1 protein-coding gene is annotated in these 1,035 nt (G+C 45.4%); it reads left to right on the forward strand.

Going from position 1 to position 1,035, the window contains the following annotated elements:
• Positions 1 to 47: 47 nt before the first annotated feature.
• Positions 48 to 1,035: FAD:protein FMN transferase (locus tag R8269_RS26255; protein ID WP_318223042.1), on the forward strand; the 988-nt coding region annotated here is incomplete at its 3' end.

Here is a 1,035-nt window from a genome sequence, read left to right on the forward strand (position 1 = left end):
CATGGTCCTATTTCCCATATCAATTCAACAACAATGGGAGTAAACAAGTGAAAAAGTGGCTTGTTGCATTTGCTTCTCTATTGATTTTGGCTGGTTGTGAACAGCCTGCTGATCAAATTCATCTAAGCGGTCCTACAATGGGGACTTCTTACAACATTAAATACATTGAGCAAGACGGCATTCCGACGCCGAAGGCTCTGCAAACGGAAATCGATCGCCTGCTTGAAGAAGTCAACGATCAAATGTCGACTTACCGTGAAGACTCAGAGCTGAGTCGTTTTAACCAGCATCAAACAAGTGAGCCTTTCGAAGTGTCAGCGCAAACGGCAACCGTAGTAAAAGAAGCGGTTCGTCTCAATGGTCTAACTTTAGGTGCGCTCGATGTAACGGTTGGTCCTCTGGTTAACCTTTGGGGCTTTGGCCCAGAAGCTCGCCCTGACGTAGTGCCTTCTGATGAAGAGTTAGCGGCTCGTAAGGCAAACACTGGGATTCACCACCTGACCGTTGATGGCAATAAACTGTCAAAGGACATTCCTAATTTGTATGTTGATCTGTCAACGATTGCAAAAGGTTGGGGGGTTGATGTGGTTGCTGATTACCTACAATCGGTAGGGATCAAAAACTACATGGTCGAAGTTGGTGGCGAAATGCGTTTGAAAGGTATCAACCGAGAAGGTGTGCCATGGCGAATCGCGATTGAGAAACCAACGGTTGATGAGCGATCTATTCAAGAGATCATCGAACCAGGTGACATGGCAATTGCAACAAGTGGTGCCTACCGTAATTACTTTGAGAGCAATGGTGTGCGATACTCTCACATTATCAATCCGCAAACAGGCAAACCAATTCATCATAAAGTGGTGTCTGTGACAGTATTGGACAAATCGTCGATGACTGCTGACGGTCTAGCAACGGGTCTTATGGTGCTAGGCGAAGAAAAAGGCATGGAAATCGCGAACGAAAATAACATTCCTGTTTTCATGATTGTGAAAACGGAAGATGGTTTTAAAGAGTTGGCTTCGGAAGCATACAAGC

Source organism: Vibrio sp. Vb0667 (assembly GCF_033391095.1).